This is a genomic window from Aeromicrobium sp. REDSEA-S38_B2, from assembly GCF_001628525.1.
Lineage (GTDB): Bacteria > Actinomycetota > Actinomycetes > Propionibacteriales > Nocardioidaceae > Aeromicrobium > Aeromicrobium erythreum.
Map to the genome: position 1 here is coordinate 1 of NZ_LUNH01000086.1, position 19,378 is coordinate 19,378.

The following is a 19,378-nucleotide window of genomic DNA, read 5'->3' on the forward strand; positions in this document are numbered from 1 at the left end:
GGCGGCATCCTCGACGTCACCGAGCTCGGCCGCTTCCCCACCCAACCCCTCCGCAGGGCACTCAACCTGATCGACGGCACGTGCGACGTCCCGGGTTGCACCCGACCCGCCATCGCCTGCGACGCCGACCACCAGATCCCCTACGACCCCCACCCACCACCAGGACAACCACCCGGCCAGCAGCGTGGACCCACCGAAGCCGCGAACCTGCACCACCGCTGCCCACCCCACCACGGACTCAAGACCCGAGGAGCACTCACCGTCAGCCACGACCGGGACGGCAACGCCCACTGGCACCTGCCCACCCGCACCATCGACGCCGAGACCGCCTTCACCCGCGCCTGGACCCGACGAGACCGCACCATCCAGTTCGTCGAGATCCACCACACCCACCCCGACCACATCCAGTACCGACCCCGATGAGACAGGCCGCGGCCGGGCGCGAGCGGGCGTCGATAGCATCGCCCGCGTGAGTGACTACCTGGAGCTGCTGCCCGCCGTCGACGTCAAGGGCGGCCAGGCCGTCCAGCTGGTGCAGGGGGTGGACGGGTCGGAGAAGCGGTTCGGCGACCCCGTCGAGGCTGCGCTGCGCTGGCAGTCGGCCGGCGCGGAGTGGATCCACCTCGTCGACCTCGACGCCGCGTTCGGCCACGGGCACAACCGCGACCTGCTCGCGCGGATCGTCGGCACCCTCGACATCGACGTCGAGATGTCCGGCGGCATGCGCGACGACGAGTCGCTCGCGGCCGCCATGGACGCCGGCTGCCGCCGGGTGAACATCGGCACCGCCGCGCTCGAGAACCCCGAGTGGTGCGCGAAGGTCATCGCCGAGTGGGGCGACCGGGTCGCCATCGGGCTCGACGTCCGCGGCACGACCCTCGCCGCACGCGGCTGGACCCGCGACGGCGGCGACCTGCACGAGACGCTCGCCCGCCTCGACGCCGAGGGCTGCGCCCGCTACGTCGTCACCGACGTCAACAAGGACGGCATGCTGCAGGGACCGAACCTCGACCTGCTGCGCGACGTCTGCTCCCGCACCGACCGGCCCGTCGTCGCGTCCGGCGGCGTCACCACCCTCGCCGACATCGAGGCGCTGATGGGTCTCGTCGACATCGGCGTCGAGGGTGCCATCGCCGGTACCGCGCTGTACACCGGACAGTTCACGCTCGAGGACGCGCTCGCCCTGACCCGCGGCCAGGCCCGACCGGAGGCCTGACCGTGGCCGCGGGACCGGTGTGGGACCGCTTCGAGGCGGACCCACGCGATCCCGCCCACGTCGCGCTGCGCGCCTCCGACGCCGACCGCGACGTCGTGCTCGCCGCGCTGCGCGACGCCTACGCCGCCGGGAAGGTCGACACCGCCGAGTACGAGCGGCGCGTCGACGCGGCCCTGGAGGTCGTCCGCCTCGGCCAGGTGCTGCCGCTGCTCGAGGACCTCGCGTCAAGCCGCACACCCGCCCGACGGGCGCGTCGTGCTCCCGAGGGTGCCACCGTGCGGGAGGAGGCCCTGGCCACGTTCGAGCGCGACCTGCGCGGCATGCGCACCGGCTGGGTCGCCCTCTCGGTCCTGCTCGTCGGCATCTGGGGCGCGACGTCGGTGGCCGCGGGGGAGCTGCTGTTCTTCTGGCCGGTGTTCCCCGTGCTGGCCGTCGGGGTCGGGTACCTGTCGCACCGGCTCAACCCCGAGAAGCACGTCGAGGAGCTCGAGGAGAAGATCGCCCGCAAGCGTCGTCGACGCCGCGAGGACTGAGCTCAGGTCAGGCGCGACACCAGGCCGACCAGCCCGGACACGGCGCCCACGAGCAGGGCGAGCAGGAGCAGCGCGAGGACGAAGCAGCCGACCCAGTCGCCGACCGACATGTGGTCGTCATCGACGACCCCGGCGTTCGGCGGCGGCAGCGGGAACCGCTCCATGTACTCCGCGAGGTGCGCCTGGGAGCAGAACCGGAACGTGTCCTTCGCGGCGTCGACGAACCAGTCGTCGCCCCACTCGTCCTCGGAGATGCGGCGGTGGACGTTCACGACCATCGCGTCGTCGGAGGTGACGTCGATCGTGCCGCGGCAGAGGAAGCACTGGTAGGTCGCAGGCACCGGGGAAGCATAGCCATCGGTAGGCTCGGCGGGTGAGCCTCGCCGTCCGTGTCATCCCCTGCCTCGACGTCGACGCGGGACGCGTCGTGAAGGGCGTCAACTTCGTCGACCTCGTCGACGCCGGCGACCCCGTGGAGATGGCCCGCGTGTACGACGCCGAGGGCGCCGACGAGCTGACCTTCCTCGACATCACCGCCTCCAGCGGCGACCGCGCCACGACCTTCGACATCGTCGGCAGCACGGCCGAGCAGGTCTTCATCCCGCTGACCGTCGGGGGAGGGGTGCGCACCGTCGACGACGTCGACCGGCTGCTGCGCGCCGGCGCGGACAAGGTCGGCATCAACACGGCCGCCATCGCGCGACCGGAGGTGATCGCCGAGATCGCGCACCGCTTCGGCAACCAGGTGCTGGTGCTGAGCGTCGATGCACGACGCAGCCCCACGAGCGGCGACGGGGCGCAGCCGAGCGGCTACGAGGTGACCACGCACGGCGGTCGACGCAGCGCCGGTCTCGACGCCGTGGAGTGGGTGCGTCGTGCGGAGGAGCTGGGCGTCGGCGAGGTGCTGCTGAACTCCATGGACGCCGACGGGACGAAGGCGGGCTACGACCTGGAAATGATCCGGGCGGTCCGCAGCGTTACCCAGGTGCCACTGATCGCCAGTGGTGGTGCCGGACGGCTCGAGCACTTCGCTCCCGCGGTCGAGGCCGGTGCCGACGCCCTGCTCGCCGCGAGCGTGTTCCACTTCGGCGAGCTCACGATCGGACAGGTGAAAGAGACCTTGCGAGCAGCTGGACACCGTGTCAGGTAGCGACCTCGGGTCGGCCCAGCAGGACCGGATGATGCGCCGGGGCCTCGGCCTCCTCGGGCGCGGCATCGTCGAGCAGAAGGGGCTGTTCGCCGTCTCGGCGGTCGGCAGCGTCCTGTTCGGCGCGATGACCGTCGCCGACGCCTGGGTGCTCGGCTGGGCCACCGACCACGTCATCCGGCCCTCCTTCGCGCGGGGCGAGGTGGCCCAGGGCGCGCTGTGGACGGCCATCGGCCTGTTCCTGACCGTCGCGACCCTGCGCGCCCTGGGCGTCATCGCCCGTCGGCTCATCGGCGGCATCGTCTACTACCGGCTCGTCGCCACCTACCGCCGCAAGGTCACCCGCCAGTACCTCGCGCTGCCCATGTCGTGGCACCACCGCCACCCCACCGGGCAGCTGCTCTCCAACGCCAACGCCGACGTCGAGGCCGCGTGGGCGGTGTTCATGCCGCTGCCGATGGCCGTCGGCGTCGTCGCGATGCTCGCGGCCGCGCTCGTCGCCATGGTCGAGGCCGACTGGGTGCTGACGATCGTCGGCCTCGTCGTCTTCCCCGCACTGTTCGGCATCAACGTCTTCTACCAGCGCTGGCTGTCGCCGCGCGTGGCCCGCGCACAGGCGCTGCGCGGCGACCTCAGCGCGGTCGCCCACGAGTCCTTCGACGGCGCGCTGGTCGTCAAGTCGCTCGGCCGCGAGGCCGAGGAGACCGAGCGGTTCACGCGGGCCACGCACGAGCTGCGCGACGCGAACATCGCGGTCGGGCGCATCCGCAGCATCTTCGACCCGCTCCTGGAGGCGTTGCCGAACCTCGGCATCCTCCTCGTGCTCGTCCTCGGCGTCGGCCGGGTCGCCAGCGGTGCCGCGGAGCCGGGCGACGTCGTGCAGGTCGCGTACCTGTTCACGGTCGTCGCCTTCCCCGTGCGCGCGATCGGCTGGGTCCTCGGCGAGCTGCCGCGCAGCGTGGTCGGCTGGGACCGCGTCGACAACGTGCTGCAGGCGACGGGGTCGATGGCCTACGGCGACGGCACGGTCCCGGGCGCCGGAGCGGTCGACCTGCGCCTGCGCGGCGTGGCCCACCGCTTCGACGACGCCGAGCACGACGTGCTCCAGGGCGTCGACCTCCACGTGCCCCGCGGCAGCGTCACCGCGCTCGTCGGAGCGACGGGCAGCGGCAAGAGCACGCTCACCACGCTGCTGTCCCGGCTCGTCGACCCGCGACTCGGCACCGTCGAGGTCGACGGCCTCGACCTGCGCACGCTCGACCACGGCGCGCTGGCCAGCACCGTCGCCGTCGTCCCGCAGGGCACGTTCCTGTTCGACGACTCCGTCCGCGAGAACGTGACGCTCGGCCTCGACGTCCCCGACGAGGACGTGTGGGAGGCGTTGCGCACGGTGCAGGCCGACGGGTTCGTCGCACGCCTCGGCGCCGGGCTCGACACCCAGCTCGGCGAGCGCGGCACGACCCTGTCGGGCGGCCAGCGCCAGCGCCTCGCGCTCGCCCGCGCCCTGGTGCGCCGACCCCGCCTGCTCGTCATGGACGACGCGACGAGCGCGGTCGACCCGGAGGTCGAGCAGCGGATCCTGCGGGCGCTCGCGGAGCGCACGTCCGACGGCAGCGGCCCGACCGTGCTCGTCGTCGCCTACCGCAAGGCCACCATCTCCCTCGCCGACGAGGTCGTGCTGCTCGACGGCGGCCGCGTGGTCGAGCGGGGCACCCACGAGGAGCTGCTGGAGAGGTCGAGCGTCTACCGCGATCTCGTCGACGCCTACGACCAGGCGAGGGAGGCGAGCGCATGAGCAGCGACACCACGCTCCCCGGCGTCGCACCCGTGCGCGCCACCGGCGGTCAGATCGTGCGCCGCGGGCTCGCGCTCTCGCCGGCCATCCGCGACGGCCTGTGGCTCACCCTTCTGCTGGCCGTGCTCAGCACCGTCGGCGGCTCCGTGGTGCCCGTGGTCATCCAGCGCACGATCGACTCCGGTCTCGGCGACGGCGGCACGACGTCGCTGTCCGCCATCGGGCCCTACCTCCTCGGGGCGCTCGTCCTCGTGCTGCTGACGGCCGTCGTCGCCTACTGGATGCGGGTGCGGCTGTTCGTCGCGAGCGAGCGCGGCCTGGCCGAGCTGCGGGTCACCGCGTTCCGGCACGTCCACGACCTGTCGATGCTCACGCAGAACGCCGAGCGGCGCGGCGCCCTCGTCTCGCGGGTGACCTCCGACGTCGACCAGGTGTCCCTGTTCCTGCAGTTCACCGGCATCACCATCGTCATCAGCATCGGCCAGATGCTGGTCGCGACGATCATCATGGCGTTCTACTCCTGGCAGCTCACGCTCGTCGTGTGGGCCTGCTTCCTGCCCCTCGTCATGAGCCTGAAGTTCTTCGCCGGACGGCTCAGCCGCGCCTACGACACCGTCCGCCGGACGGTCGGTGAGATGCTCGCCGTGGTCGCCGAGCCCGTCGTGGGCGCGTCGGTCGTCAAGGCGCACGCCATCGAGGAGCGCACGCAGCAGCGCGTCGACGACGGCATCCAGCGCAACCTCGACGCCAACGTCCGCGCGCAGAAGCTGGTCGCCGTCACGTTCGCGTCGGCGGGGCTCGCCGGAGGCCTGGCGAACGCCGGCGCCATCGCGGCCGGTGTCGTGATCGGCGTGGCGGGCGGGCTGTCGATGGGCACCGTCATCGCCTTCGCGTTCCTCGTCGGGTTGCTCGTCGGGCCGGCGCAGATGGCCACCCAGGTGCTCACCGAGGCGCAGAACGCGATCGCGTCCTGGCGACGCGTCATCGAGCTCCTCGACACGCCCGCCGACGTCGTCGACCCCGGTCCCGACGGGCTCGCGCTCCCCGACGAGGTGCTCGGTGCGCGCTTCGAGGGCGTCGGGTTCGCCTACCCCGGCGGACCGGAGGTGCTCTCCGACGTCGACGTCGTCATCGAGCCACGGCAGCGGATCGCCGTCGTGGGCGAGACGGGCTCGGGCAAGACGACGTTCGCGAAGCTGCTGACCCGCCTCATGGACCCGACCCGCGGCACCGTGCGGCTGGGCGACACCGACATCACGCAGGTCGCCTTCGACGACCTTCGGCGGCACGTGCTGATGGTGCCGCAGGAGGGGTTCCTGTTCGACGCCACGCTGCGCGAGAACCTGCGCTACGGCCGGCGGGACGCGTCCGACGAGGTGCTCCTGGCGACGGTGGCCGACCTGGGGCTCACCGACTGGTTCGCGACGCTGCCGCGAGGCCTCGACACGCCGGTCGGCCAGCGTGGCGAGTCGTTGTCGGCGGGGGAGCGGCAGCTGGTGGCGCTGGTGCGCTCGGCGCTCGCCGACCCCGACTTCCTCGTGCTCGACGAGGCCACCAGCGCCGTCGACCCGCAGACGGAGCTGCGCGCCACCCGCGCCCTGGAGACGCTGCTCGACGGGCGCACGAGCGTCACCATCGCGCACCGGCTGACCACGGCCGAGAACGCCGACCGGGTGCTCGTGTTCGATGCCGGCCGGCTGGTGGAGGACGGGTCGCACGCCGCGCTCGTCGAGGCCGGCGGCGTGTACGCGCGCCTGCACGCCAGCTGGGTGGCGCAGGCGTCGCTGGGCATCGCCCCGGTCGCCGACTGACCCTCTGGGAGGATGGACCCGTGAGCTCCCTCGACCCCGCCGTCGCCGCACGGCTCAAGCGCGACCCTGCCGGCCTCGTGCCGGCCGTCGTCCAGGACGCCGGCACGCACGCCGTCCTCATGGTCGGCTGGATGGACGACGAGGCGCTGCACCGCACGCTCACGACGGGCCGCGGGACCTACTGGAGCCGCAGCCGCCAGGAGTACTGGGTGAAGGGGGAGACCTCCGGCCACGTGCAGCACGTGCGCGAGGTCCGGCTCGACTGCGACGGCGACACGCTGCTCGTCGTCGTCGACCAGGAGGGCCCCGCCTGCCACACGGGCGCCACCACCTGCTTCGACGCGGACCGGCTGCTGTGACGTCACCCGCTGCCGCGCCGACCCGCGGCCGTCGGCTGTACGCGCCGTCGGTGCTCGGCCTGCTGGTCGCGGGCGGCGTGGCCTGGGTCGCCCTCGGACGCACGTGGGCCAGCACCCGGCTCGCGCCCCAGGGCCTCCCGCCCGCCGACGTCGTGGTCACGGGCCGCGACGTCGCGCCGCTGGCCGCTGCCCTGGCGGTGGTGGTCGTCACCGCGGCGCTCGCCGTGCTCGCGACGCGCGGCCGGGGCCGGTGGGTCGTGGGCGTGCTGGTCGTCCTCCTGGGCGTCGGTGGCGCGGTGCTCAGCGTGCTCGGCGGCACGGGCGACGGCTCGCGCGACGCGCTCGTGGGCGCGGCCGAGCAGTCGCCGGCGTTCACCGGTGAGGACCTCGGCCGCGTCGCGACCTCGCCGTGGCCGTTCGTGGCGGCCGGAGGCTTCGTGGTCGCGGCGCTGCTCGGCGCCCTGGTGGTGCGGCACGGACGCGGCTGGCCCGGGATGAGCGGACGCTACGACGCACCGTCGCGCCGACCGGTCGTCGAGGACCCGTGGAAGGCGCTCGACGAGGGACGCGACCCGACCGTGTGACGAAAGTCCCTCCACGAGCCGTCGCGGACGTAACCCTGGGTGCCGCGCCTCGTTGACCCGTGCGACACCGAGAGACGGTGACCACGAGTGGAGGTCGAATGCGCGTCCTCGTGCACGACTACAGCGGGCACCCGTTCCAGGCCCAGCTCAGCCGCGAGCTCGCCCGGCGCGGGCACGACGTGACGCACTCCACCTGCAACGCCTACGTCTCCGGCAAGGGCCGACTCAAGGCCCAGCCCGGCGAGACCATCCGCTTCGAGACCGTCGGCGACGGCATCGTCTTCGACAAGCGCCGCTTCGTGCAGCGGCTCCTGCTCGAGGTGCGCCTCGGCGTCGAGCTCGTGCGCCACGTGCGCCGCGTCCGCCCCGACGTCGCGCTCATGTCGAACGTGCAGATCCCGACGCTCGTCGTCTTCGCCGCCGCCATGGCGCTGTTCCGCCAGCCCTGGGTGCTGTGGCACCAGGACGTCTACTCGGTGGCCGTCCGGTCCTTCGCCGGCGCCAAGCTCTCGCGCTCCTTCCGCGCCGTCGCGCTCGCGTTCGACCTGGCCGAGCGCTGGACGTCGCGGCGTGCCAGCCAGGTGGTCGTCATCGCCGACTCCTTCGTCCCGGTGCACGAGCGGTGGGGCACGGCTCACAAGACGACCGTCATCGCCAACTGGGCCCCGCTCGATGAGATCGTGCCGGTCCAGCGCAAGAACGACTGGGCCGTGGAGCACGAGCTCGACGACGTCCAGACCCTCCTGTACTCCGGGACCCTCGGCCTCAAGCACGACCCGGCCCTGCTGGTGCGGCTGACGGCCGCCGTGCGCGAGCTCGGTCGTCCCGTGCGGCTCGTCGTCGTGAACGAGGGTCCGGCGGCCGACGTGATCCGCGCCGAGGCCGACCGGCTCGACGTCCCGCTCACCCTGCTGCCGTTCCAGCCCTACGAGCGTCTCCCCGAGGTGCTCGGCAGCGGCGACGTCCTCGTCGTGCTGCTCGACCAGCAGGCCGGCGCGTTCTCCGTGCCGTCCAAGACGCTGTCCTACCTGTGCGCGGGCCGTCCCGTCGTCGGCCTGATGCCCGAGGAGAACGCCGCCTCCGACCTGGTCGAGCGCGCCGGCGGTCACGTCGGCCGTCCCGAGGCGACCTCGCTGCCCGCGGCCGCGGCCTGGGTCGACGCCCTGCTCGCCGACGACGAGCGTCGCGACACCGTGCGCGCCCAGGCGCGTGAGCTCGCCGAGCAGGAGTTCTCGCTGGCCGGCTGCGCCGACCGGTTCGAGGCCGTCCTCGAGCGGGGTGCGCGATGACCGCCGTCACGAGCGACGCCACCGTGCAGGCGGGCGCCGAGCCCGAGCGGCGCGGCGCCGTGCCGCTGGTCGTCGTCGGCCCGCGCACGCGTGTCGGCCGCAGCCTGCTGGCGCGGCACGAGGGACCTGTGCTCGCCGTCTCGCGGCACGCCGACGACACGGCGGCGCTCGCAGGCGCCGACGTGCTCGACGTCGAGGACGACGACCTGGGCTCACGGCTGGCCGACGCGTCGGCGGTCGACGTCGCGGTGTGCGCGCTGGGCCCGGTCCACCCGGGCGTCCCCGACCACGACCGCGACGTCGCAGGCCTGCGCCGCGACCTCGGACTGCTCCGCCGCGTCCTCGGTGCCGCCGACGGCCGTCCGGTCCGCATCCTCCTCGTGTCCTCGGTGGTCGCGCTGGCGCCCACGCCCGACCGGCGCTACTACGGCGGCGCGAAGAGCCTCGTCGAGCAGCTGCTCCTCGAGCTCGTCGCCGCCCACCCGCACGCACGCCTCGACGTGCTCTACCCCGGGCGGCTCCTGGCCGCGGGGGAGGGCACGCGACCGTGGCACCGGCTGCACGCGCGGTTCGACCGCGTCGCGGCGCACGTCGAGCGCGCGCTGCGGTCGTCGCAGCCGCTCGGCCGTCGTCGCGTCGTCGGCCTCGACGCGCGCCTGTGGCTGCTGGTGCGCTCCCTCTCCCTCGTCGTCCAGGCCGTCCGGCCCGGACGCGTCGATCCGACCCCCGAGCTCGTCGACCCGAAGGTGGCCCCCTGATGTGGAAGAAGCGCGCACTCGACCTGTTCCTCACCGTCGTCGGGGCGATCGTCTGGGTGCCGGTGGTGCTCACCGTCGCGGCCGGCATCCTCCTCGCGGAGGGGCGTCCGGTGTTCTACCGCTCGCGCCGTCGAGTCAGCAGCGACGAGGTCGTGCTGCTCACCAAGTTCCGCACGATGGTGCGCAACGCCGACAAGCTCGTGAACCGCGACACCGTCCCGGTCGACGACACCACCCGCTTCCTCAACATCCCCGCCGACTCGCCGCTGTACACGCGCATCGGCCGGTTCGTGGAGCGGTTCGCGCTCACCGAGCTGCCGCAGCTGTGGCACGTCGTGCGCGGCGACATGAGCGTCGTCGGCAACCGGCCGCTGCCGCAGAACGTCATCGACTGCCTGCGCGAGGAGTTCCCGCAGGTCTCCGACCGCTTCCTCACCCGCGCGGGCCTGACCGGACCGGCGCAGCTGGTCGGTCGTGAGGCGCTCGGCGACGCGGAGCGCCTCGACCTCGAGGCCGCCTACTGCCGTGCCTGCCTCAACGGCTACCAGGCGCGCCTGGACATCGTCATCCTGGCGGCTACGATCCTCGGCGTCCTGGGCATCGGTCGCGACCGCGATGCGCGCGCCGTGCACGCCCTCATCGCCCGCCACTCCGGACGTTCGCGCTCGTACGCGCTCGCGCCCACCGGCTCGACGCGCTCCGCAGGAGGTCGCGCCAGCGGCGCCGCCGCGCACCGGTAGGCTGTCGGAGTCGTCCCCCTCGCAGGAGAGAGAGCTGCATGTCGCACGGATCGTCGCCCGCGTCCTGGACCGCCGTCCTGGTCTGCCTCGCCGGCTTCACCATCGGCGGGATCGCTCTGATCCCCGAGCCGCACTGGGTGCCCTTCACGATCGGCGCGGCGCTCGCCGTGATCGCCGGACCGCTCGGCCTGGTCATGTCGCGCATGGGCTTCGGCGCCGAGCGCGCCCCCGGCCACGGTGCGACGGCGCACGGCGTCGACGAGCACCGCGGCGTCACGGACTGACCCTCACGTGAGCAGCGACGGGCCCGCCTGGGGCGAGCGGCCCGAGTCGGACGCTCCGACGCCGCCGCCCGCCGCCCCCGCCCCGCAGTACCCGACCTACCCCGGTCAGGCGCCCGAGGGCGACGTCGCCGGTGCGCCGCACCCGGTGGCGGCTACCTCGGCCGCGTCGTCGCCGGCCCTGCCGGCCGCCCCGCCGGTCGCGCCCGCGGCCGAGCCGGCCGGGTGGTGGATCCGCGTGGCCGCGGCGTTCGTCGACTTCCTCGTGCCGTTCGTCATCACCTGCATCCCCTTCGTCGCGGGCTTCGTCGTCGCCTTCTCGGGCTCGAGGTACGACGAGGCCACCGACACCGTCACCGACGTCGAGCCGGGCGGCTTCGTGATCACCGGGCTCGCCGTCGTCGCCTTCCTCGCCTTCGACGCGTGGAACCGTGGCCTGCGGGTGGGCTACCGCGGCGAGAGCCTCGGCAAGCAGCTCGTCGGCGTGCGCATCGTGCGACGCGACGGCACCGTCACCGGACCCCTTGAGGGCTTCTTCCGGTGGATGATCGGACTGTTCCTGCAGTGGACGTTCGTCGGCCTGCTCGTCGACCTGCTGTGGCCTCTGGGCAACGACGCGCGGCAGACGGTCCACGACCTCGCCGTCGGCACGTTCCCGATCCGCACCTGACCGGTCCCGCTACGTCAAGCCCGACACGCCAGGTACTGCTCGGCTGGACCCGGCGTCCGCGCCACGCTTGGATGGTGGCAGAGCCGGGGCAGCACCCGGCCCGACCGGAGGAAGAGATCCATGGAGCCGTTCCCCGCCAGTCCCGAGCCGGAGTACCGACCCGAGGGCAAGGGCCCGCGCCCGGCGTCGGTCGCCACCGCCGTCAAGCTCATCTGGGCCAACGTCGCGCTGAGCCTGCTCTCCGCGGTGCTCGCCTTCGCGATGCTCGACGACCTCATCGACCAGGCGATCGACAACGCCGGCTCCGGCGCGACGATCGACCGTGACGCGGCCCGTATCGGCGCCATCGGCGCCGTCGTCTTCGGCCTGATCATCGGCGTCGGCCTCGCGGCGCTGTTCGCCTACTTCATCGGCAAGGGCGCCAACTGGGCGCGCATCGTCTACACGGTCCTCATCGTGATCGGCGTGCTCGGGTCGCTGGCGCAGCTGGGCGGCCAGCCGCCCGTCCTGCTGGTGCTCTCGCTCGTCAGCCTCGCGATCGGCATCGCCATCGTCGTCTTCCTCTACCGCCCCGACTCGAACGCGTACTTCAAGAAGAAGGCCTGAGCCGGACGCCCGCCGCCCCGGCCCGATCCCGCACGATCGGACCGGGGCGGTCGCGCGTGCGGACGCCAGGACCCAGGGCCGTCGTCCGCCTGCTGCGCGGGTACCCTCGGGGGAGCAGCTCGAACCCTGACGAGGAGGTGGCCATGACGGTGCTCGACGACATCCTCGCGGGCGTCGCGGAGGACCGCGCCGCCCGACAGGCCACCTGCTCCCTCGAGCAGCTCAAGGAGCAGGCACGGCTCCAGCCGCCCGCGCTCGACCCGATGCCGACGTTCCGCGCCGACGGCGTGAGCGTCATCGCCGAGGTCAAGCGGGCCAGCCCCAGCAAGGGCGCCCTCGCGGCCATCAAGGACCCCGCCGGTCTCGCCCGCGACTACGCCGCCGGTGGCGCCGCCACGATCAGCGTGCTCACCGAGCGTCGCCGCTTCGACGGCAGTCTCGACGACCTGCGCGCCGTCCGCGCCCAGGTCGACGTGCCCGTGCTGCGCAAGGACTTCATCACCACCTCCTACGAGCTCTGGGAGGCGCGTGCGGCAGGCGCCGACATGGCGCTGCTCATCGTCGCCGCGCTCGACCAGCAGGCCCTCGTCAGCCTCATCGAGCGGGCCCGGTCGATCGGCCTCACGCCACTCGTGGAGGTCCACGACGAGGACGAGGTCGACCGCGCGCTCGACGCCGGCGCCGAGCTGATCGGCGTCAACGCCCGCGACCTCAAGACGCTCGAGGTCAAGCGCGACACCTTCGAGCGGCTCGCGCCCCGCATCCCCGACGGTGTCGTCCGGGTGGCCGAGTCCGGCGTCCGCGGTCCGCACGACGTGCTCGAGTACGCGCGCGCCGGTGCGCACGTCGTGCTCGTCGGCGAGACGCTCGTCCGTGGCGACGACCCCCGCGCCAGCGTGGCCGACCTGGTCGCGGCCGGAGCCCACCCCGCGCTGCAGCAGAGGCCCTGACGTGGCTGCCACAGCGTCGCGGCGATGGTGACGGTCGCACCCGCCCCACCGACCCCTCTGCACCCCGCCACGCCAGGGAGACACCCATGACCGTCTACGCCCAGCCGGACGCCACCGGCCACTTCGGCCGCTTCGGTGGCCGCTTCATGCCCGAGGCGCTCGTCGCCCCGCTCGACGAGCTCGCGGAGGCCTGGGCCGACGCGCAGGCCGACCCGTCCTTCCTCGGCGAGCTCGACCGCATGTTCCGCGAGTACGCCAACGTGCCCAGCCCGCTCTACGACGCCACCCGGTTCTCCGAGGCGGTCGGCGCGCGCGTGCTGCTCAAGCGCGAGGACCTCAACCACACCGGCGCGCACAAGATCCGCAACGTGCTCGGCCAGGCGCTGCTCGCCAAGCGCATCGGCAAGCCCCGCGCCATCGCCGAGACCGGCGCCGGCCAGCACGGCGTCGCCTCTGCCACCGCCTGTGCCTACCTCGACCTCGACTGCACCGTCTACATGGGCGAGGTCGACACCGAGCGCCAGGCGCTCAACGTCGCCCGGATGAAGATGCTCGGCGCCGAGGTCGTGCCCGTCACGACCGGCAGCCGCACCCTCAAGGACGCCATCAACGAGGCGCTGCGCGACTGGGTGGCCAGCGTCGACCACACCTCCTACCTGTTCGGCACCGCCGCGGGTCCGCACCCGTTCCCGACGATGGTCCGCGACCTCACGCGCGGCATCGGCGACGAGGCTCGCCGCCAGGTGCTGGAGCTGACCGGCAGCCTGCCCGACGCCGCCGTGGCGTGCGTCGGCGGAGGATCGAACGCCATCGGCCTGTTCACCGCGTTCATCGACGACGCCGACGTGCAGCTCCTCGGCGTCGAGGCCGGCGGCGACGGCTACGAGACCGGGCGCCACGCGTCGCCGATCACGGCCGGCGAGGTCGGCGTGCTGCACGGTGCGCGCTCCTACCTCCTGCAGGACGAGGACGGCCAGACGATGGAGTCGCACTCGATCTCGGCCGGGCTCGACTACCCCGGGGTCGGGCCCGAGCACTCCTACCTCGCCTCGATCGGCCGGGCCCGGTACGTGCCGGCCACCGACGCGCAGGCGATGTCGGCGTTCGACCTGCTGTGCAAGACCGAGGGCATCATCCCGGCCATCGAGTCGGCGCACGCGCTCGCCGGGGCCGTGGAGCTCGCGAAGGAGCTCGGCCCCGACGCCACGATCCTCGTCAACCTCTCCGGCCGGGGCGACAAGGACGTGCACACGGCCGCCGAGTACTTCGGCCTGATCGACGGTCCGGTCGTGCTCGAGGAAGGCGTCGAGGAGTGAGCAGCAGCATCGACGCGCTCTTCGAGCGCACGCGCGCCGAGGGGCGCGCCGCGCTCGTCGGCTACCTGCCCGCCGGCTTCCCGGACGTCGAGACGTCGGTCGCCGCGTTGACCGCCATGATCGAGGGCGGCTGCGACCTCGTCGAGATCGGTCTGCCGTACAGCGACCCGGTCATGGACGGCCCCACCATCCAGGAGGCCGCCGAGACGGCGCTGGCCAACGGGTTCCGCACCAGCCAGGCGTTCGACGTCGTGCGCGACGTGGCCGCCGCGGGCGCGCCCGTCGTGGTCATGACCTACTGGAACCCGGTCGAGCGCTACGGCGTCGACCGCTTCGCCGCCGACCTCGCCGAGGCCGGGGGAGCGGGTCTCATCACGCCCGACCTCATCCCCGACGAGGCCGAGGAGTGGGAGGAGGCGTCGCGCGCCCACGGGCTCGACCGCACCTACCTGGTCGCACCCTCCTCCACCGACCGCCGGCTCTCGATGACCGCCGACGCCGCGAGCGGGTTCATCTACGCCACCGCCGTCATGGGCGTCACGGGAGCCCGGCAGGAGACCAGCTCGCTGGCGCCCGAGCTCGTCGCGCGGCTGCGCGAGGTGACCGACAAGCCCGTCGGCGTCGGCCTGGGCGTCAGCAACGGCGCCCAGGCGCACGAGATCGCCCAGTACGCCGATGCCGTCATCGTCGGGTCCGCGTTCGTGCGCCGTCTGCTCGACGCGCCCGACCCGACCAGCGGCGTCGAGTCGGTCCGTGAGCTGGCCCAGGAGCTGCGCGAAGGAGTCGTCCGATGAGCCTGTCGAGCGCTGGCCTGGTCGCTTACATCCCCAGCCCCTCCACGGGTGTCTGGCACCTCGGGCCCTTCCCGCTGCGGGCCTACGCGATCGGCATCATCGTCGGTGCGCTGCTCGCCATCTGGATCGGCGAGCGTCGTTTCGTCGCGCGCGGCGGACGTGAGGGACTCATCAGCGACGTCGCCATCTGGGCGATCCCGTTCGGCATCGTCGGCGCGCGGATCTACCACGTCGCCACCGACCCCGAGCTGTACTTCGGCGAGGGACGACGCGCCATCGAGGCGCTCTACATCTGGAACGGCGGGCTCGGCATCTGGGGCGCCATCGCCGGCGGCGCCGTGGGCGCGTACATCGCGTGCCGTCGTCACGACGTCTCGTTCCTGGCCGTGGCCGACGCGCTCGCGCCGGGCCTGCTCGTCGCCCAGGCGGTGGGCCGGATCGGCAACTACTTCAACTCCGAGCTGTTCGGCCGCCCCACCGACCTGCCGTGGGCGCTCGAGATCGCCCCCCAGCACCGTCCGGCCGGGTACGAGCAGTTCGCGACGTTCCACCCCACGTTCCTCTACGAGCTGCTGTGGAACCTCGCCGCGGCAGCCCTGCTCGTCGTCCTCGACCGCCGGGTGAGATTCACGGGCGGTCGGGCGTTCGCGCTGTACGTCATGCTCTACACCGCAGGTCGGTTCTGGATCGAGCAGCTGCGCATCGACACCGCCAACCACGTCCTCGGCGTCCGGCTGAACGTGTTCACCGCGGTCATCGTGTTCCTGGCGGCCCTCGCGTACTTCCTGTGGAGCCGGCGTCGCGACCGTGCCGCGCAGGACGGCACGCCCGCCGACGAGGACGCCACCGCCTCCTGACCCGTCCGACGTCGGGCAGGCCAGCCTGCGCTGCGGTGACACGGGGACGATCGCGGCCTAGGTTCGTGCCGTGAGCACCCCTGAGCCGCTGCCCGACCCGGGCGCCGTCACCCACGAGCACCCCGACGTCACCGGAGGCTGGCTGCGACCGGCCGTCTTCGGCGCCATGGACGGTCTGGTGTCCAACTTCGCCCTCATCATGGGCGTCACCGGCGGCAGCAGCGACCGCACGCCCGTGATCATCGCCGGCCTGGCCGGCCTCGCCGCCGGTGCGTTCTCGATGGCAGCGGGGGAGTACACCTCCGTCGCCAGCCAGCGGGAGCTCGCGCAGGCCCAGGTGGCCATCGAGCGCGAGGAGATCGTGCGCAACGGTCCGGCCGAGCAGGCCGAGCTCGCCGCCGCGTTCGTCGCCAAGGGCATCGACGAGGCCACCGCCCGCGAGGTCGCGCAGCAGGTGCACCGCGACCTCGACCACGCCGTCGCCGTGCACGCGGCGGAGGAGATGGGCATCGACCCCGACGACCTCCCGTCGCCCGTCGTCGCCGCGGCGTCGTCGTTCCTCGCCTTCACGGCCGGCGCCGTCGTGCCCCTGCTGCCGCTCGTGCTGGGCGCCACGTCGTCGGCGCCGACGATCGTGCTCTCGCTCCTGGCGCTGTTCGCGTGCGGCGCCGTCGTCACGCGCGTCACCAGCAGGCCTTGGTGGTACGGCGGTCTGCGCCAGCTCGTGCTCGGCGGCGCGGCGGCCGGCGTCACCTACCTCATCGGCCACGCCGTCGGCACCGGCGTCGGCTGACCCCGCCGCACGCACACCCGCTGCACAGGGTCGCCTTCCTCGTCGCGCGGCCGCCGAGCCTGTACAGTGGGGATGCTGTCCTGGGCCAACGTCGTCCCAGGGTCGGACCACTTCCACGGTGGTCCAGCACCCATCATGATGACGCGAGAAGGGACTCTCGGTGAGCGCATCCACCCCTCCTGAGCTGCAGCGGACCACCGGCCCGAAGTTTTCGGCCCTCCCGGCCGCGCAGGGCCTCTACGACCCGATGCACGAGCGCGACGCCTGCGGCGTGGCGTTCGTCGCGACCCTCTCGGGCGTGCCGAGCAACGAGATCGTCCAGCACGGCCTCACCGCGCTGCGCAACCTCGACCACCGCGGCGCCGTCGGCGCCGAGGAGAACACCGGCGACGGCGCCGGCATCCTGCTGCAGGTCCCGGACCGGTTCGTCCGCGGCGTCGCGCAGGAGCAGGGCTTCGACCTGCCCGAGGTCGGCAGCTACGCGGTCGGCCTGGCGTTCCTGCCGGCCGAGCCCGACGCGGCCGCCGAGGCCAAGCAGCGCGTCGAGGCCATCGCCGCGGAGGAGTCGCTGACCGTCCTCGGCTGGCGCCCCGTGCCCGTCCAGCCCGACATCCTCGGCTCCATGGCGCGCGGCGCGATGCCGTCGTTCGAGCTGCTCTACGTCGAGTCGGCCGGCCAGCCCCGCGCCGGCCTCGAGCTCGACCGGCTCGCGTTCTGCCTGCGCAAGCGCGCGGAGCACGAGACTGGCGTGTACTTCCCGTCGCTGTCGGCGCGCACGCTCGTCTACAAGGGCATGCTCACGACCGAGCAGCTCGACGCGTTCTTCCCCGACCTGCTCGACGAGCGCATGGAGTCGGCCCTCGCGATCGTGCACAGCCGCTTCTCGACCAACACGTTCCCGAGCTGGCCGCTCGCTCACCCCTTCCGGTTCGTCGCGCACAACGGCGAGATCAACACCGCACGCGGCAACCGCAACTGGATGCGCGCCCGCGAGGCGACCCTCGAGAGCGAGCTGATCCCCGGCGACCTCTCGCGCCTGTACCCCATCTGCGACCCCGAGGGCAGCGACACCGCCTCCCTCGACGAGGTCCTCGAGCTGCTGCACCTCGGCGGTCGCGAGCTGCCGCACGCCGTGATGATGATGATCCCGGAGGCGTGGGAGAACAACGACGTCATGGACCCCGCACGCCGGGCGTTCTATGAGTTCCACTCCTCGATCATGGAGCCGTGGGACGGGCCCGCCTGCGTGTGCTTCACCGACGGCACGCAGATCGGCGCGGTCCTCGACCGCAACGGCCTGCGCCCGGGTCGCTTCTGGATCACCGACGACGGTCTCGTGGTGCTCGCGTCCGAGGCCGGCGTGCTCGACCTCGACCCCGCCACCATCACCCGCAAGGGCCGTCTCGAGCCGGGCAAGATGTTCCTGCTCGACCTCGACGAGCACCGCGTCGTCGAGGACGAGGAGATCAAGTCCCGGCTCGCGAACGAGCACCCCTACGACGAGTGGCTCTACTCCGGTCTCGTCCGCTTCGAGGACCTGCCCGACCTGGAGCACATCATCCACACGCACGCGTCCGTGACGCGTCGCCAGCAGGTCTTCGGCTACAGCGAGGAGGACCTGCGGATCCTGCTCGCCCCGCTGGCCCGCACGGGCGCCGAGGCGATCGGCTCGATGGGCACCGACACGCCCATCGCCGCCATCTCCGAGCGTCCGCGCATGCTGTTCGACTACTTCAGCCAGCTGTTCGCGCAGGTCACCAACCCGCCGCTCGACGCGATCCGCGAGGAGGTCGTCACGTCGCTGGCGGGCACGATGGGCCCGGAGGCGAACCTGCTCGAGCCGAGCCCGGCCTCCTGCCGCATGCTGCAGCTGCCGTTCCCGGTGATCGACAACGACGAGCTCGCCAAGATCCGGCACATGAACAAGGACGGCGACATGCCGGGGTTCAGCGTGCACGTGGTCCGCGGTCTCTACGACGTCAACGGCGGTGGCGCGGCGCTCAAGGCGAAGCTCGACGAGATCTGCGCCGACGTCTCGCGCGCGGTCGCCGACGGCGCCCGCATCATCGTGCTCTCGGACCGGCACTCCGACTCCGAGCGCGCGCCGATCCCGTCGCTGCTGCTCACGGCGGCCGTGCACCACCACATGGTGCGCGAGAAGCTGCGCTCGCAGGCCGGTCTGCTCGTCGAGACCGGCGACGTCCGCGAGGTGCACCACGTCGCGCTGCTCATCGGCTACGGCGCGACGGCCGTCAACCCGTACCTGGCGCTGGAGTCGGCCGAGGACCTCGCCCGCGAGGCGAACTTCGTGCGCGACGTCAAGCCGGAGCAGGCCGTGCGCAACGTCGTCTACGGCCTCGGCAAGGGCGTCCTCAAGGTCATGAGCAAGATCGGCGTCTCGACGGTCGCGTCGTACACCGGTGCGCAGATCTTCGAGTGCGTCGGACTGTCGCACGAGGTCGTCGACGCCTACTTCACGGGCACGTCGAGCAAGCTCGGCGGCATCGGCCTCGACGTCATCGCCGACGAGGTCGCCTCGCGGCACGCCCGCGCGTACCCCACCCAGGGCATCGTCGGTCGTCGTCGCGTCCTCGAGGTGGGCGGTGAGTACCAGTGGCGTCGCGAGGGGCCGGAGCACCTCTTCGACCCCGAGACGGTGTTCCGCCTGCAGCACTCCACCCGCTCGGGCCGCTACGACATCTTCAAGAAGTACACCGAGCGGGTCGACGAGCAGTCCGAGCGGCTCATGACGCTGCGTGGCCTGTTCTCCTTCAAGGAGGGCGTGCGTGCCCCCGTGCCGATCGACGAGGTCGAGCCGGTCAGCGAGATCGTCAAGCGCTTCTCCACCGGTGCGATGAGCTACGGCTCGATCAGCCAGG

Annotated in this window: 20 protein-coding genes and 1 pseudogene; 20 read left to right on the forward strand and 1 reads right to left on the reverse strand. The window is 72.7% G+C overall.

Annotated elements, in window-relative coordinates; genetic code table 11:
- From A6Q81_RS14645 to A6Q81_RS14655, 3 genes and pseudogenes are all read left to right on the forward strand, one after another.
- Positions 1 to 423 (forward strand): annotated as a pseudogene (locus A6Q81_RS14645) (hypothetical protein); the annotation flags it as partial.
- 46 nt (positions 424 to 469) lie between these two features.
- Positions 470 to 1,216, forward strand: coding sequence for a bifunctional 1-(5-phosphoribosyl)-5-((5-phosphoribosylamino)methylideneamino)imidazole-4-carboxamide isomerase/phosphoribosylanthranilate isomerase PriA (priA, locus tag A6Q81_RS14650; protein ID WP_286690916.1), 747 nt, complete (start codon positions 470 to 472; stop codon positions 1,214 to 1,216).
- A 2-nt stretch (positions 1,217 to 1,218) separates the two neighbouring features.
- Positions 1,219 to 1,749: a DUF1707 SHOCT-like domain-containing protein gene (locus A6Q81_RS14655; RefSeq protein WP_286690917.1), complete on the forward strand. Its 531-nt coding sequence runs from the start codon at positions 1,219 to 1,221 to the stop codon at positions 1,747 to 1,749.
- A gap of 2 nt (positions 1,750 to 1,751) precedes the next feature.
- Here A6Q81_RS14655 and A6Q81_RS14660 read toward each other — a convergent pair whose 3' ends face one another.
- Positions 1,752 to 2,090, reverse strand: coding sequence for a hypothetical protein (locus tag A6Q81_RS14660; protein ID WP_286690918.1), 339 nt, complete (start codon positions 2,088 to 2,090; stop codon positions 1,752 to 1,754).
- A gap of 32 nt (positions 2,091 to 2,122) precedes the next feature.
- Here A6Q81_RS14660 and hisF point away from each other — a divergent pair, with 32 nt between their 5' ends.
- From hisF to A6Q81_RS14745, 17 genes are all read left to right on the forward strand, one after another.
- A complete protein-coding gene (gene hisF, locus A6Q81_RS14665) occupies positions 2,123 to 2,899 on the forward strand; it encodes an imidazole glycerol phosphate synthase subunit HisF (protein WP_067858198.1) in 777 nt (258 codons plus the stop codon).
- Positions 2,889 to 4,691, forward strand: coding sequence for an ABC transporter ATP-binding protein (locus tag A6Q81_RS14670; protein WP_353681424.1), 1,803 nt, complete (start codon positions 2,889 to 2,891; stop codon positions 4,689 to 4,691). The genes hisF and A6Q81_RS14670 overlap by 11 nt, the downstream gene beginning before the upstream one ends.
- Positions 4,688 to 6,502, forward strand: coding sequence for an ABC transporter ATP-binding protein (locus A6Q81_RS14675; RefSeq protein ID WP_286690919.1), 1,815 nt, complete (start codon positions 4,688 to 4,690; stop codon positions 6,500 to 6,502). The genes A6Q81_RS14670 and A6Q81_RS14675 overlap by 4 nt, the downstream gene beginning before the upstream one ends.
- Before the next feature lie 20 nt (positions 6,503 to 6,522).
- On the forward strand, positions 6,523 to 6,861 hold the full coding sequence (hisI, locus tag A6Q81_RS14680; RefSeq protein WP_202967660.1) for a phosphoribosyl-AMP cyclohydrolase: 339 nt from the start codon (positions 6,523 to 6,525) through the stop codon (positions 6,859 to 6,861).
- Positions 6,858 to 7,445: a Trp biosynthesis-associated membrane protein gene (locus A6Q81_RS14685; protein WP_067858186.1), complete on the forward strand. Its 588-nt coding sequence runs from the start codon at positions 6,858 to 6,860 to the stop codon at positions 7,443 to 7,445. Before hisI ends, A6Q81_RS14685 begins: the two co-directional genes overlap by 4 nt.
- A gap of 98 nt (positions 7,446 to 7,543) precedes the next feature.
- Complete coding sequence (locus A6Q81_RS14690) at positions 7,544 to 8,734, forward strand: glycosyltransferase family 4 protein (RefSeq protein ID WP_286690920.1); 1,191 nt, start codon at positions 7,544 to 7,546, stop codon at positions 8,732 to 8,734.
- Positions 8,731 to 9,492, forward strand: coding sequence for a hypothetical protein (locus tag A6Q81_RS14695; RefSeq protein ID WP_286690921.1), 762 nt, complete (start codon positions 8,731 to 8,733; stop codon positions 9,490 to 9,492). The genes A6Q81_RS14690 and A6Q81_RS14695 overlap by 4 nt, the downstream gene beginning before the upstream one ends.
- Positions 9,492 to 10,232, forward strand: coding sequence for a sugar transferase (locus A6Q81_RS14700; RefSeq protein ID WP_067858177.1), 741 nt, complete (start codon positions 9,492 to 9,494; stop codon positions 10,230 to 10,232). The genes A6Q81_RS14695 and A6Q81_RS14700 overlap by 1 nt, the downstream gene beginning before the upstream one ends.
- Positions 10,233 to 10,270: 38 nt before the next feature.
- The gene (locus A6Q81_RS14705; RefSeq protein ID WP_067858174.1) at positions 10,271 to 10,516 is read left to right on the forward strand and encodes an HGxxPAAW family protein; all 246 of its coding nucleotides are present in this window, start codon (positions 10,271 to 10,273) and stop codon (positions 10,514 to 10,516) included.
- 7 nt (positions 10,517 to 10,523) lie between these two features.
- Positions 10,524 to 11,183 (forward strand): RDD family protein, encoded by a 660-nt coding sequence (locus A6Q81_RS14710; protein WP_286690922.1) that lies wholly within the window; start codon positions 10,524 to 10,526, stop codon positions 11,181 to 11,183.
- Between the two features lie 120 nt (positions 11,184 to 11,303).
- On the forward strand, positions 11,304 to 11,789 hold the full coding sequence (locus A6Q81_RS14715; protein WP_067858168.1) for a hypothetical protein: 486 nt from the start codon (positions 11,304 to 11,306) through the stop codon (positions 11,787 to 11,789).
- A gap of 143 nt (positions 11,790 to 11,932) precedes the next feature.
- Positions 11,933 to 12,739 (forward strand): indole-3-glycerol phosphate synthase TrpC, encoded by an 807-nt coding sequence (gene trpC, locus A6Q81_RS14720; protein ID WP_067858165.1) that lies wholly within the window; start codon positions 11,933 to 11,935, stop codon positions 12,737 to 12,739.
- Between the two features lie 86 nt (positions 12,740 to 12,825).
- Entirely contained in the window at positions 12,826 to 14,055 is a 1,230-nt protein-coding gene (trpB, locus tag A6Q81_RS14725; protein ID WP_067858163.1) for a tryptophan synthase subunit beta, read from the forward strand.
- The gene (trpA, locus tag A6Q81_RS14730) at positions 14,052 to 14,849 is read left to right on the forward strand and encodes a tryptophan synthase subunit alpha (protein WP_286690923.1); all 798 of its coding nucleotides are present in this window, start codon (positions 14,052 to 14,054) and stop codon (positions 14,847 to 14,849) included. The genes trpB and trpA overlap by 4 nt, the downstream gene beginning before the upstream one ends.
- On the forward strand, positions 14,846 to 15,706 hold the full coding sequence (gene lgt, locus A6Q81_RS14735; RefSeq protein ID WP_286690924.1) for a prolipoprotein diacylglyceryl transferase: 861 nt from the start codon (positions 14,846 to 14,848) through the stop codon (positions 15,704 to 15,706). Before trpA ends, lgt begins: the two co-directional genes overlap by 4 nt.
- 70 nt (positions 15,707 to 15,776) lie before the next feature.
- Complete coding sequence (locus A6Q81_RS14740; protein WP_067858160.1) at positions 15,777 to 16,499, forward strand: VIT1/CCC1 transporter family protein; 723 nt, start codon at positions 15,777 to 15,779, stop codon at positions 16,497 to 16,499.
- A 247-nt stretch (positions 16,500 to 16,746) separates the two neighbouring features.
- The coding region (locus A6Q81_RS14745; RefSeq protein WP_286690926.1) for a glutamate synthase central domain-containing protein at positions 16,747 to 19,378 on the forward strand (2,632 nt) is incomplete at its 3' end.